Genomic DNA, 14,582 nt, shown 5'->3' with positions numbered 1-14,582 from the left:
ACTCCTATAAATTTCCATATTTTACATAGCTGAATTTGATATAACAAGTTATATTTAAATTTTATTAACAGAATCTATAACTAACCCAAGTAGCTCCTCGCTAATAGACGTTTGTAAATGGAGTATAATGTTAGCCTTGGTTAGTTATATTAAGATTTATGCTATTTTAATCGGTATTTAATAGTAAGATTCAACACCCCACCACCAATAACTCCAACATAAATCTTAATATTATTCTTACCATTTCGTAAATGTGGAATCAGATCAAGTTGTGGTAACTTAGTTTTGTCATATATATCAGGAGCTTGCACAAAATCTTCTTTTTTACCAGTTTTAGAAATGTAAACAACACATTTGTCAGCTTGATAATCTCTACATTCTATATCCTTAAACTCATGATTAGGGGGGCCAGTATAAATAATTTTATCATTGACTTTAATCATTAAGTAATCATCATAATACGAATTAGCCTCACCTATTGTGAAAGAGGTTAGCATATTAGTATTGGGTACATCAATCTCATAATTTGCCCAATGTAATGTATCTATTAGGTAGGCTGTAGAATCGTATGAACCACCAAGTACCAAGGTACCAACTTTAGTTGAAGTATCATATCTATTTTTTACAGGAAAATTACTTTTAAAGTCGTTTGTATATTTGAAACTAAGACCATTATTCTCTTTACAACCAACTCCCTCCGGTAAGGCTTCGAAATCAACGCTTTTAGTAGCTATATTTAATAGGCAATAACGCTGTAGTGGTTTATTCGAATCAATTAATACCCAACCATCCTTGCAAGTACCTTGTGCCAAGTGACCTATTTCTGTATCTGGATCACTTATCTTATTAGACTTCCATGTTGCATTACCACTAATATCAGTCGGGGTAGAAATTGCTTTACACTTAGGGATATCAATTGGAGTACAAAAACCTAATTCCTGGGGGGTTTTATCTCGGATTGCAGCAATCTTCTGATTATAGTTAGGAGTCCCTTTTTCCTTATCAAAGGCATTAGTGTAATGCTGTCCAGTATTTATCTTGTCTCCTTGTGATGGAGCCGGATCAATTCTATTATTGGTATCTAGAGAAACTTTACATACTTCAACACCTTGTTTACGATTATTTGTATAACAATACATGGTATTGCATTTATAAATTGTGATACCTTCAATATTTTCTATAGAGTTACAATTAGTAATATTTTTACATAGAGGAAGGTGGTTTTGATATTGTGCACTTTTTTCCTTAAATTTTAAGCAATCAACTATATTTGATTCCAGTAGTTTTGCTAACACGCAATTAGTATCATTTACTCCAGGAATACATTTTTCTGTATCTTTGAATTGTAAACAGCCATGCGTTGCTCCTTGAATATATTTACCGTTTATATATTCAAGACCATTCAAGTATACTGCATCTGCAATAGCTGTACCTTTAGTATCATAGGGAACCTTGTTGTCTTTGTAGTTACCATATATCGTTGAAGGATTCATAGATTTTTCTCCAGAGAAGGGCATGGTAATATATGTAACTGGTGGGGTATTAGAAATATATGCCATGAAGGAAGTAAAATTATATCCTGCTAAATTTATTATTTCTTCTGTCTTTTGTGTCTCAGTTGAATATATCGACAATGGAGTAACAACAGTGCTAGTTAAATCAACCACTTTCCCTTCTTTGTCTAATACTTGGATTGACGCAACAAATTGAGGGGTATAATAGCTATTATTAGGGCAAATCACCTCGGGAATTACCCCACATTTTTGGGTTAAGATTTGGTAGCCATCTGTCACTCTTTTTTCACAGCCAATTAGCTGATCTCCTTCTATTACACAAATAGATTTTGGCTCATAACGAAAACTAGGTTCTAAATCAGTATCTAAAAAAGTATTTCTAACAATTGATACAGCAAAAGACCGCTTCTTGTCATTATTATCGTTGAGTTCAAAGATTTTTTGTAGTTTTAATAAATTGTTACCATCCTGATTTTGCAACTTGGGAAATTCAATATTAGCATCGATAAACTCACCAATATTAATCCCCCATATTTCTTGACAGGTAGTTTTATTATTTGTAGTACTACAATCAGGTAAATCATCAACATAGTAACTACTTGGCGTAGAGTGATTGCCTATTCTTTGGGCGTATACTATCCTGAAGCCATCTTCGCAACCATTTTCAGTAACACTACATTTAAAGTCAATTTTTGTATTAACGCAAGGTTTTGTATCATTAGGAACACATTTTTTTATTGCATCACGTTGAGCGGTAGCAATATGCATCCCTTTGGCTGAAGAAAATGAACCAAGATTGTTTATTAATACACATTTATCGGTTTTTTGAGGGTCTTCTTCATTTTTACAAAGAGGTACCATATTGTCTAAACTAATACGCACGACATTATGAATAAGATTATTCCTTAATTTAGATACTACACATGGTACATCTGAAGATTGAACAAACAAATCGTTTTCTTTCTTTTTGCTGCATACAGATTTGGTAGTAGGAGTAATAATGAATTTACCTAATTTAGGACAATATGGTGGTGGAAAAGGACCAAATGGTAATTCAACACAACCAAATTGATAATCATCAACAGTACGATTTAGTGTACCAATTGTTTTTAGGATATCTTTTGCTATATCATACATCCATTGCTGCTCAAAAATTCTTCCTATCCATTTAACTATTTCTTTTATAGTATCAAGACCTTGTGTATTGTCAGAACCCATCATATCTAACAACTTACCTAATAATCCCGATATACTCAACCCCTCCTTAATTTCTATTAAAAATATTAGGACTTTTGTAAGAGGGTGTAACGCATCTGTTTTATGAAGAGGTTGTCTCACTGGATTCCAGTCCAGCGGATCTAAGTGAACTCCGGTAGCTGAAACAAGATTTACCAAACCAGGATCACTATATGCACACAACTTTGGTCTACCAAATTTAATAGGTGTTCCATCATCTCCAATGATCAATTTATCATCTTCTGTAAAACCAACATCATTTAAGTGTTTTCCAGGAGTATAACCAGGATCTGCTGGCGTTCCTGTCTTATTAATATGAGTTGGTTCAACTGCCGGAATAGCAACTCTAGCACAAATTCTGAGTAAGGGTAAGGTATAAGCTCCAGGCCATATTACACATTCACCATCCCAATTTAAAGTAGTTGATTGATTCCAGCAGGCAAATGCATTACAACTTTGAGTTCTTATACGAATCTTTGGGGCAAAATAAGAGCTTTCTGTTGTACGTTCTGCACAATGCTGAAGATAAAATCCGATTCCACTTTTAGGAGGATCAAATTGAACTAAGCAATTATCTGTATCGCGTCCATCCCGCTTGTTCCATGGTGGACACAAGGGGTCTGGATATATTGTTCTTTTGATAACTTTGTTCCATGTTTCATCTATCTTACCGTAACCACAATTGCAGGGGTTAGTTATGCATTTTGCAACTTCATTCCAAAATGATGCTGCATAGCTATTGCCCGAGTAAATCAACAAGAAAAACACTAGATAATACTTTTTTAGCACCAAAACTCCCCTCCAGCTAAATATGATTTAATGCTATATACAAATGATTAATCCAACTATCAGGATGTCCTGGATATTGTTGTAATATTTCTTTATATATTTTCAGCTCCTCAGTTCCACAGGATAAAATCTTAACAATGCCAATTAAGCTTCCTATGCTTAATTCCACAGCAATAGATTGACTGTATTGATTTATTAAGAACATTCTAGAAGTAATTGTGAATTTCGATAATTTCTTTATTTCCGATTCATTTAACCCTAAAATTTGCTCTAAATACTGCGATTTTATTTCTGATGGTAAAATAATTTTAGTGTCTGTTAAGTCCAACCAATTTTGTAACACTCTAGTTTTTATCGACTGCAAATAACTAAAATTAAAATTACTCACCATAATTCCGTTATTTTTTACCAATCTATCAGAAATCTTCTCTGATATGTTATCAAAATTTTCGGGTCTATACAAGGAATCAAGATTATCTATTACTAATATTTTTGCATTCTTCCCTGTGACAGTTAGATGATAATTGAAAGCATATATTAACCCTACACATAAACTATTATGCTTAGTTAAATTCATTGAGAATGCTTCTAGAAGTTTTCTATCCGTTGGATAAAAACGTTCAGTAAAAGACTTTTCAGAGAAGAGATGCAGATTAAATCCTATTATATTGCCTTCAGATAAAGGAAATTTATCACTATCAAATATACTATCATATAATCCGCCTTCTGCATAATCTGTTAATTTTAGTTTAATTAACTCTCCACCTTCTATTGAAAAATCGATTATTTTTAAAATGGATGAAAAATTACGATCCTTATTATCTAAACTATGAATTTTATCGGCAAAAATTTCTAGAAAAGCTAATTCAATTTCGGTTAGAGGATAAAAAGAATGATTACAAATTATTTTAAGAAATTCAACAATAAAATGTCTTGATTCTAGAGTATCATCTAGTATAAATGGATTTATTAGATTTTTTTCCTTTTCAATCCACTGCCCTTCAATTGATTCAACAAAAATCTTTGAATCATTATTGTTGGAAAAATACAATATTGTTGGCTTATACTTAGTTGCTTCAGAAATTAAAAAATTTGTTAGTACAGTCTTACCAGTATTAGCTGTGCCAAAAATACAAGTGTTTCCTCTATTGTTACTGCTAGCGTGAAAATTCATAAAGTAAGGTGTTCCTTTCTCCGTTCTAAGCAGAGTTACCGCTTTACCCCATATATTATTTTGGTTTCCAGTTGGAAAATTATGTAATGAAGCTAAGGCAGCTGTATTTTCTATAATTGTTGGAGCCAACCTTCTAATGTAAGAAAAGTTGCCTGGGAGTTGTGCCCAAAATGTCGATTCTAAGTTTATATCTTCTCGCACATGGATAATCCCAATTTTAGCAAGTTCTTTAGATGCCTGGGCAATTGATTGATCCAATTTTTTTAAATCTGATCCTATAATAGCAATGGAAATTTGTTGTTTACAAAATTGGTTTGGGATTGAAGCATCAAGATTCATTATCTTATCTATTCCTGTAATTTCAGCAAGCTTAGCATCCTTACTAACTTGTAAAATATAAGCCTGTTCTTCAAATGCCTTAGATACATCTTTTTTATCAACGAAATAAAATATTTCTGTTGCTATTAATTCTACAGGCAATTGTAGAAATCCATCAAGGGCAGCCGATGATACTTCTTGATATTCCTTTATTGAGATAATGGATGCAAACTTTTTACCATGTTGACTTATTACTTCAATCTTATCGTTACCAACTGCATATTGATTAGACGCTAAAGCATTAGATAAATTGGCAATCGGCACTAGGCAATATTCCTCGTTGAGATGGACTATTCTACGATATAAAAACATCAAATCAGAGTAAGATTCCTCTCCTTCAAATCTTATTCCTAACTTTACGGCACCGAAATCTTGTAAATCGAGAAGTATGGTATCAACAGTACTATTTAGCATTTTAAAAACACTATCTAAGTAGTTATTTTGGTAATTAACAAGTTTGTCGAAAGACAAAGAAGTTATCAAAGAGTTGATATCTTTAACTTTAATGTTATTAGAATCATAAATTATTGAGATATATAAGGTGTTAACAAATTTATCATCCCAGTAATTTTTTTGTTGCCATAGATTGTGAATATTAGCTGGTAATAATTTATTGTAAGGAGTTGTGTCATCTAAGTTTGTCTTACGTCGTACCGTATGTATCCAGAATGCAAAATTTTTATTACGAACATTTTTCTTGATAGCATTACGCACTACTTCTCGTAGATTGAATAGCTTATCACTAATATTTTCTGGATTAATACCGTTTATTTGGATAGTTTGAAGCAATTCCCCATTCTTAGTTAACAGAGTATTTTCATTATAATGACAAGCAATTGGAATGAAATTCTCTGCAGAATTATTATACAAATCCTTATCAATTTTTCTTGAGTTACCAACTATTTTAAACACCAGTGATACCTACATATATTCTTTTGTTTTTAGCATAACTATCTTAATTTTTAGTGGACTGAATTCGTTCTAACCCACCCATATAACTCACCAAAACATCTGGAACCGTTATTGAACCATCAGTATTTTGATAATTTTCTAGAATTGCGATTATCGTTCTACCAATTGGTAAACCAGAACCATTCAACGTATGGGCAAAAGTAGTTTCGTTACTACCAAATTCTTTATATCTAGCTTTCATCCTTCTCGCCTGAAAATCTCCACAATTAGAACAGCTTGAAATCTCACGATATGTATTTTGACCTGGTAACCATACTTCCAGATCATAGGTTTTTTTTGCAGTAAATCCCATATCCCCAGTACAAAGCAACATAACTCTATATGGTAGATCAAGTTTTTTTAGAATGGTTTCAGCTGCATTAGTTATATATTCATGTTCACATTTAGATTCTTCTGCAGTAGTTATTGTAACCAATTCAACTTTACCAAATTGATGCATACGTATCATACCTCTAGTATCCTTACCACTACTCCCAGATTCTGATCTGTAACAAGGGGTATAAGCAACATAACGTATAGGTAATTCTTCTCTAGCTATTATAGTATCAGATACCATATTAACAAGAGGTACTTCGCCTGTTGGAATTAGCCTGTAATTACTCGTCGTTTCAAACGAATCTTCTGCAAATTTTGGCAATTGACCACTATTATACATAGCAACTGGTCGTACTAAAGATGGAGGAGATAACTCAATAAAACCAAATTCCTCAGTATGAATATCAATCATAAAGTTAATCAATGCCCGCTCTAGCTTTGCTAAATCTCCTTTGAGAGTTACAAATCTACTCCCAGACATTTTAGCAGTACGTACAAAATCCATCATACCTAAACTCTCACCAAGCTCAAAATGCTGCTTAGCTAACAATGGTGATGGTTTTGTTGTAATGTCTCCGACTGTTCTAATCAGCTTATTCATACTTCCATCAGTACCGTATGGCACGTCATCATCAGGAAGATTTGAAAGTACTCCCAGCATATCGTTAAGCTGATGATTACTATTTAATTTTAGAGTCAGTTCTTCTAATTTTTCATTTATATGATCCACATCACGCTTTAGTTCTTCAAATTCCTTACTACTCTTGTTAGGCATGTTACCTAAATATCTAGATTTTTTCTTTCTTGCATGCTGGAATTGTTGAATAAGATTAGTTAGTTGACGTTTGCTTTCATCTAGTTTAGTAATTTTATCGGACATTGGAGGAATTCCCCTTTTGATAAGTAAATCATCAAATTCCTGTTTATTTTCTCTAATCCATTTTATATCTAACATCTAATTTCCTCGGTTTTCTACAAATTTACACATAATAACTGAAGTTTCATATAATAAAAGCATTGGTATTGCAAGAGCAAATTGGCTAAGCACATCCGGTGGAGTTAAAATACCAGCAATAATGAAAATAATTATTATAGACCATCTTCGCTTGTTCACTAAGTCTTTTGCTGTTAATATTTTTAATAAATTTAATATTAGCATAATAATAGGCAATTGAAAGGCTACACCAAATGCAATAATTAACTGAATTACTAAGTTTAAATATTCGCTAATTCTAGCTTCTAGAACTAGTGGAATAATGACATTATGATCTTCAAAGCTCAAAAAAAATTGCCATGCACGCGGCATAACAAAGTAAAAAACAAAGACACCCCCACACCAAAATAAAATAGGAGACATAAAAAGAATAAAAGCCGCATATTTTTTCTCGTGTGAATATAATCCAGGTTTTATAAATAGAAAGCATTCTATGGCGATAATTGGTATAATCATGACAAAAGAAACAAAAGCCGCAAGTTTTATGTAAGTAAAGAATGCTTCAGTAAGACCAGTATAGATCACTCTTTTTATATTCGCATGACTTAATTCTGCAAGTGGTTCTAATAAAATATTATATATATTGCTACTAAAATAATAACAAATAATAAAACCAATAATGAATGCAGCAAATATTCGTAATAATCTAGCTTTTAACTCTAAAAAATGTTCTTTAAAAGTATATGATTTCATATAAAATATTATATTGAATTATGTTTAGGATAGTTTAAAAGTCGTGGAAAAACAATTTAAAGTGTCATGTGAGCGTTCACGGAAAAAAGTTAAAGTACAAAAAACGTCATTGCGAGCCACCGTAGGTGGCGTGGCAATCCATAAAAGAGTAAATTGCTTCGTCGACCTCATGGTCTCCTCGCAATCTGATGTATCCCCACGAAATTAAGTGTAGAAGTCAAGATTTGATCTTACAGACCCCATAAATTAACTTATTAGATTGTCAGATAAATTTTGACTGTCAGATAAGTGTTCAAGATACAAGATATCATTATTTTTTTCAAACGCTAATTTTTTACTATCTTTAAAGGTTTGCATAGGCGTTTTACCATAACAATACTTACCAGAATGAGGACGTTCGTTATTATAATAACGTAACCAGGTATCAAGATCTTTTTGCAATTCAAAAAGTGAATTGTAAATTTTTTTACGCATTGCAGTGTCATAAAACTCATTTTTCATGGTTTTATGAAACCTCTCTAAAAATGGTGGTCAGCTTATCTTTCATTTGCTATCTAAGCTACACTCAAATACTTCAATCATAATTACCACCAACCTTATGTTTTCCGAATGGCCTCAAGTATTTGGATGTAACAAAATGACAGCAGCACTGCTTGATAGAATTTGTCACAATTGCGATATTATATAAACTGGAAATGAGAGTTACCGTATGAAAAAAAAGAGCTAATATTTTGTAATTTAAGTGGGTCAAAATTGGACGCACTTACTGGGTCAATTTTCAACGCTTATTGACATCAGCTCGCAATGACGATTTTTAAACGCATTCCTATCTCAATTTTAGCGAAGACAAACCAATTAGAGCAAATATTATAGCTATAATCCAGAAACGTATCACAACTTTTGACTCTGACCAGCCATGTTTTTCAAAATGGTGATGCAACGGAGCCATTTTGAAAAGTCTTTTACCACGGGTAGCTTTAAAATAATATACTTGAATAATTACTGATAAGGTTTCAACAACAAATAGCCCCCCAATAATTGCTAGAACAAATTCGTGTTTGGCAATAACGCTAACAATACCAAGAGCACCACCGAGGCTTAGGCTACCAGTATCTCCCATAAAGATTTCTGCTGGCTGGGCATTAAACCATAAAAATCCTAGGCTAGCACCAACAATTGAAGCACAGAAGATAGTTAATTCAGAAATATTTGGTACATAAATAATTTGCAGATAATTTGCATAGAAACTATTACCCACCAAGTAAATAATTAAGGTAAAAGAACCTGCAGTAATAGCAATCGGCACGATGGCAAGACCATCAAGACCATCAGTTAGATTCACCGCATTTGATGCTCCAACTATAACAAACATACTAAAGGGAATGTAAAACAATCCCAAATCAATCAACAAATTCTTAAAAAATGGAATAGTCAGCAGATTATTTCCTTGATTATTGGCATCCCTTAACAGTAAACAAGCAATTAGACAAATAGTAAACTGAAATAATAATTTCTTCTTACCACTAACTCCTTTATGGTGGTTTTTTGTTACTTTAGCATAATCATCCATAAAACCAAGTATACCAAAGCTAATAAAGACAAATAACACTATCCATATATATTTATTAGTAAGGTCAGAAAATAAGAGAGTAGAAAGACAAACGCTGAGGATAATCATTATCCCGCCCATAGTTGGTGTCCCTACTTTGGCTTTGTGGGTTTCTGGTCCGTCATTACGAATTGGTTGCCCATATTTTTGTAAATTTCGTAAAGCTCTAATTATCCTAGGTCCTATCAAAAAAGAAATAGTCAAACTAAATAATATGGCAAGTCCGATACGGAAAGTAATATAGTGGAATAAATTTGCGACATGCAACTTATGTATATAGGGGGCAAGAAGGTTGTATATCACTAGTGTAACTCAAAAGATTGGATGATTTTACTAAGTTGGGTACTATTTGACCCTTTTATTAAGATTAATTCATTGCCCTTAAGTAATTTACTTAAGTTTTCTATTAACAGATCAACATTATCAAAATGTATTTTTTCTATTTCGTCTGGCAAAGATTGATAGATATATTGGGTATTATTGCCTACTAAAAAAACTCTGTTAGCACCAGAATCGAGAATTGCTGGTATTAAATCTTTGTGGAATTTTATCGAATTGTCCCCCAATTCTAACATATCACCTATTATAGCAATTTTTTTCTTGCCACTAAGCTGTTTTAGATATAATAAAGCAGCTTTTACTGATTCTGGATTAGCATTATAATAATCGCAGATAATTTGGTAGTCCTGACCATGATATTTGGCATTGATTAGCTTACCCCTACCATCCATTAATAATATTTTGCTTAATTGTCTTGCTGCTACATTAATATCTAAGTTCAATATGGCTGACATCTGAAGAGCGATAGTATAATTTCTAGCATAATGTTCTGGTACAAGGGGAATCTTGATATCTATTTTAGTATTATGAATCGAATAACGTAAACGAACTTGTTGGGTAATTTGTTGATATTCATATGATATTAAGCTACAATCTGCATATGGTGATGTGCCAAAACTATATATATTATTAATCGATAATTGCTTAAGATTTTGTAAAACTCGGTTATAATATGGGCTATCTAAATCTATAACAGCTATACCATCTTTTGACATTCCTTCAAAAATTTCACATTTAGCATCAACCAAATGCAGCTGAGACTGAAAAAATTCAAGATGAGCTTCTGATATTGTAGTAATGACTGATATATCAGGTCTAACCATTTTTGTTAGAGTTCTTATTTCTCCTGGATGATTCATACCCATTTCAAAAACAGCATATTCTATATCATCCGGTAGAGAAGCAAGATTTATAGGCACACCAAGATGGTTATTGAAATTTCCTCGACTAGCAAAAGTAGAGCCAAAGTGATTTAGTACAGTTTTGATTGCTTCCTTAGTTCCAGTTTTACCACTACTGCCAGTAACCCCAATAAACTTCGCCTGGGATTTTTGCCGTTTATACTCTGCCATCTGATGCAAAGCAGTTAAGGTATCAGGAACCATAATTACTTTTTCATCAGGCAGCCCTGTTATTTCCTGACTAATAATTACCGCATTTGCCCCACGTTCTAGAGCATGTAACGCATAATTATGTCCATCATTAGCTCCTTTAAGAGCAATGAACAAATCACCATCTGTAACGGAATTAGAATTGAATTGAACTTGTCCGCCATGAATATCAGGATGTACCTCTATATTCAATGCATTACTCAAGTCTCTTGCTGACCAAATCATTATATTATTTTAATATTATACACTACGCAAATTCAAGACAATTCTTACCCCAAATTTGCTTTAATTGTCAATAAGTTTATTTTTATTTTGTAGAGCTTTATTGGCTATATCGAAGTCGTTAAAGGGTAGTTTTTTATTACCGATTATCTGATAATTTTCGTGACCTTTGCCGGCAATTAGCAAAATATCATCTTTTTGTAAATTATGTATCGTCTCAGTAATTGCTATTTTTCTATTTTTTATTTCTATAAAACTATTAGTGATCGCTATAATAGCTGGTATAATTTGCTGCCGTATCGATTTTGGATCTTCGTTTCTTGGATTGTCATCAGTAATAATAATCTCATCGGCAATTTTCGCCGCAACTTGCCCCATTAATGGTCTTTTACTGCTATCTCTATCACCACCACAACCAAAAATTACTTTTAATAACCCCTTATCTGATTTTATTTTTCTTAACTCCAGTAAGCTTTTTTCCAAAGCATCTGGGGTATGAGCATAGTCGATAAACACATTACTATTACCTACTCTCTCTAAACGCCTTTTAACTGCTTTAACTTGCGATAACTTCGATATAACTTGTTCCAAAGGAAAGCCAGTCAAATGCACCATCATAACAGCAATCAGTAAGTTGCTAGCTTGAAAACTACCAACTATATCAGTAGTAAAATTATATTTTTGCCCTTTATAGTCACAAACCTTATGTCCAGGAATTGTGCTGTCGATAATTTTCAGATCACCATTCATACCCACTGTTAAAAACTTTATATTACGTTGTTGTAAATAATGTTTAATATAATCTAATTGTGCTATTTCCGAGTTTAACACAGCCGTTCCTGTTGGCAATAAATTATCTGTAAATAATTTTAGTTTGGCTAAAAGATACTTATCCATATTTTGGTGATAGTCAAGGTGATCTTGACTAAAACTAGTAAAGCAAGCAGCATTTACTTTTACACCACATAATCTTTGTTGATCTAAACCATGGCTAGAAGCCTCAAAAGCTACATATTTTGTGTTATTCTCAGTTAGCTTATGTAAAATATGTTTAAAAGTTATAGGATCAAGAGTAGTAAGAGCCGGGGATTTGTCTAAAATGTCTTGGACGCTTAAATCCAAACCACTGGCACATTCTACGCCAATAGTCCCGATAGAACAGCTTGGTACTCCTAATAATGTATATAGTTGCCTACAATATGATACTACCGAGGTTTTACCGTTAGTACCAGTAGCAGCTACCATATATGGTGGTAATAATGGGTAGAGAATATTAGCAGCTTGACTCAGTGCCAACCGTGCATCACTCACAAGATTTATATGTACATCATTGGCGGTAATATTGGGATTGTTTAAACTCTCAGCATCATCTGTAACAATAAATCTCACCCCTTTATTTATTGCATCATCAATAAATTTATTACCATCAGAATCCACTCCTTTAATCGCAAAGAATATATCACCAGCTTTAGCTAGTCTAGAGTCACAGCACAAACTGCAAGAGTTCATCTGACAGATAATTTTATTATCGAATATTTTTTGCAATTTAAATATAGCCTAATTAATTATTAAATAGTATATAAGTGTGTTTATCACGTATGGTAACCTATGTAAAGAGTTAGTATGATAACACTAAACCAAATTCACAGACACTTATTAGCGAGACCACAGTACTCCCATCATTGTGCATAGGTGTCATTGCGAGGAGCCGCTTTGCGGCGACGCGGCAATCCATAAAAACAACCAAAAATGGATTGCTTCACCGACCTTATGGTCTCCTCGCAATGACGGTGTGTTGCACAAAGTGCCTCCTAGCTAATAGCACCAGTTACTATGGATAACATACTAATCGGGTTAGCTATAGATAATTTTTGACAAAAATTTTACGGTCTCTCATGAAAAAGAAAGATTTATCAATTTTAATAGGTAATAGTCTGGATCATTTTGATACGGCTATTTATAGTTTCCTTGCTCCAATTTTATCAATCATCTTTTTTCCCAAAGATGATCCTATAGTTGCTTTGATCTTAACCTATAGCGTGCTAGCAACTTCAATAATTACTAGACCCGTTGGGGCAATAATTTTTAGTATGATTGCCCAAAAACGAGGGGCAACTATGGCTCTATCCTATTCATTGATAGGTGTTGCTATTACCACTATGTTAATAGGATTTATACCAACTTATCAAATGATTGGCTGGTTCTCACCATTGATGTTGCTCATTATTCGAACGATGTTAGGAATTTTTGGTGAAGGAGAAAGCTCTATTGCCAAATTATATATTCTAGAAAATAAGGTACAGACTCAAGGGCTAAAAGCATCATCTCTATATCAATTATCAACAATGCTTGGGATTATTATTGCTTCTTTGGTCAGTGCAATTCTAATTAGTTCCAATCATCATGAATATTGGCGTTTATGTTTTATATTAGGAGGAAGTACAGGGATTGTAGGAGGCTATCTTAGACGTTATGCCAATACATCTCAAAAAGCAATAGAACAAAAATCTTATACATTAAATATGATATTGAATATTATATTTAATAATAAATGCAATATTTTACGGGTGTCTATAGTTAGTGGCTTTTCCTACATGACATATGTCATACCTTTTATAGTGATGAATAGTTTTGTTCCTCTTATCACATCTATATCTTTGGAAACGATGATGAGTGTTAATACTCTCTTATTAATCATGGATGTAGCAATGATTCCACTAATATGGTATTTTATTAAGAAATATCGCCCTGTGGATATAATGCTTGTAAGCACTAGCATTCTGTTTATTAGTATAATACCATTATGGTTATATATGACAGATGCTTCTGTATGGTATGTTAATTTTGTCCGCTTATGGATTATTACCTTAGGGGTATTATTCGTATGCCCACTAAATTATTGGCTTAATAGCCTATTCCATGGTTCAGATAAATATATGCTGGTTAGTATTGGTGACGCTATAGGCACCCCAATATTTGGACGCTCTGCTCCTGCAGTGTGCATAGCTCTTTGGCACTTTACTAGTTCTTCTATATCTATAGGAGTTTATATTGCAATGATTACTTTAGCTACTATATGGGCGGTGAAGAGTCTGTAGCATTACTTGCTTAATATAGCTAATCCAGAAAGTGATCAAAAATGGATCGCTTCGACCATTACATGGTCTCGCAATGACGATTGGGGTGCATATATGTCATTGCGAAAAGGCATAAGCCGACGAAGCAATCCAAGAAA

The 14,582-nt window shown here is 33.0% G+C and carries 7 protein-coding genes and 3 pseudogenes; 2 read left to right on the top strand and 8 right to left on the bottom strand.

What is annotated here, in order from left to right:
* Positions 1-161: 161 nt before the first annotated feature.
* From AAGD42_RS02170 to AAGD42_RS02150, 5 genes and pseudogenes are all read right to left on the bottom strand, one after another.
* Positions 162-3,539, bottom strand: a complete 3,378-nt coding sequence (locus AAGD42_RS02170; protein WP_341760755.1) for a hypothetical protein — start codon at positions 3,537-3,539, stop codon at positions 162-164.
* A 16-nt stretch (positions 3,540-3,555) separates the two neighbouring features.
* On the bottom strand, positions 3,556-5,994 hold the full coding sequence (locus AAGD42_RS02165; protein ID WP_341760780.1) for a VirB4 family type IV secretion/conjugal transfer ATPase: 2,439 nt from the start codon (positions 5,992-5,994) through the stop codon (positions 3,556-3,558).
* A gap of 52 nt (positions 5,995-6,046) precedes the next feature.
* Positions 6,047-7,333, bottom strand: a complete 1,287-nt coding sequence (gene serS, locus AAGD42_RS02160) for a serine--tRNA ligase (protein ID WP_341753088.1) — start codon at positions 7,331-7,333, stop codon at positions 6,047-6,049.
* Positions 7,311-8,065: pseudogene (gene tatC / locus AAGD42_RS02155) on the bottom strand (twin-arginine translocase subunit TatC). Before tatC ends, serS begins: the two are co-directional and overlap by 23 nt.
* Positions 8,066-8,311: 246 nt before the next feature.
* A pseudogene (locus tag AAGD42_RS02150) lies at positions 8,312-8,584 on the bottom strand (integrase core domain-containing protein); the annotation flags it as partial.
* Between AAGD42_RS02150 and AAGD42_RS02145 the strand changes: the two are divergent.
* Positions 8,583-8,750 (top strand): annotated as a pseudogene (locus AAGD42_RS02145) (ATP-binding protein); the annotation flags it as partial. The pseudogenes AAGD42_RS02150 and AAGD42_RS02145 sit on opposite strands and share 2 nt — an antisense overlap.
* A 141-nt stretch (positions 8,751-8,891) precedes the next feature.
* Here AAGD42_RS02145 and mraY read toward each other — a convergent pair.
* Genes mraY through AAGD42_RS02130 form a run of 3 tightly spaced genes read right to left on the bottom strand, consistent with a single transcriptional unit; the run spans position 8,892 to position 12,856 of the window.
* Positions 8,892-9,977: a phospho-N-acetylmuramoyl-pentapeptide-transferase gene (gene mraY / locus AAGD42_RS02140; RefSeq protein ID WP_341750144.1), complete on the bottom strand. Its 1,086-nt coding sequence runs from the start codon at positions 9,975-9,977 to the stop codon at positions 8,892-8,894.
* Positions 9,977-11,350, bottom strand: coding sequence for a UDP-N-acetylmuramoyl-tripeptide--D-alanyl-D-alanine ligase (locus AAGD42_RS02135; RefSeq protein ID WP_341753087.1), 1,374 nt, complete (start codon positions 11,348-11,350; stop codon positions 9,977-9,979). Before AAGD42_RS02135 ends, mraY begins: the two co-directional genes overlap by 1 nt.
* Positions 11,351-11,410: 60 nt before the next feature.
* On the bottom strand, positions 11,411-12,856 hold the full coding sequence (locus AAGD42_RS02130; RefSeq protein ID WP_341753367.1) for a UDP-N-acetylmuramoyl-L-alanyl-D-glutamate--2,6-diaminopimelate ligase: 1,446 nt from the start codon (positions 12,854-12,856) through the stop codon (positions 11,411-11,413).
* 386 nt (positions 12,857-13,242) lie between these two features.
* On the opposite strand from AAGD42_RS02130, the gene AAGD42_RS02125 reads away from it, so the two are divergent.
* Positions 13,243-14,445: an MFS transporter gene (locus AAGD42_RS02125; protein ID WP_341753086.1), complete on the top strand. Its 1,203-nt coding sequence runs from the start codon at positions 13,243-13,245 to the stop codon at positions 14,443-14,445.
* The last annotated feature ends 137 nt before the right edge of the window (positions 14,446-14,582 follow it).

The organism is Candidatus Tisiphia endosymbiont of Dioctria linearis, from assembly GCF_964026545.1.
In the GTDB taxonomy this organism is placed as follows: Bacteria; Pseudomonadota; Alphaproteobacteria; order Rickettsiales; family Rickettsiaceae; genus Tisiphia.
Note: the sequence above shows the minus strand (reverse complement) of the source record. Positions and strands in the feature narration are given on the sequence as shown.